The 292-nt window shown below is 64.0% G+C and carries 1 protein-coding gene; it reads left to right on the forward strand.

All coding sequences use genetic code 11. The annotated features are described in order from the left end of the window. Positions 1–87: 87 nt before the first annotated feature. Positions 88–292 (forward strand): transposase (locus ACV22V_RS32680; RefSeq protein ID WP_448016865.1); only part of this gene is annotated, 205 nt, incomplete at its 3' end.

The raw sequence follows: 292 nt of genomic DNA on the forward strand, positions 1-292 counted from the left end.
AGAGGTGGCCGCGCAAATTCGGACAGTCGGATAAGTGGAACGTCCGGGGCCTGAGCCAGCGATAATGCTGGCAAAGGAACCGAGGAAATGACGAAGAGAACCCGACGCACGCACTCAGCAGCGTTCAAAGCGAAGGTGGCGCTGGCCGCGGTCAAGGGCGAGCGCACGCTGGCCGAGCTGGCGCAGCAGTTCGATGTGCACCCGAACCAGATTACCGAATGGAAACGGCAATTGCAGGAGCGTGCGGCGGACGTGTTCGGCGCGGCAGGCATGCCGTCGAGCGAGCCGCCGG

The organism is Burkholderia sp. AW33-5, from assembly GCF_053427615.1.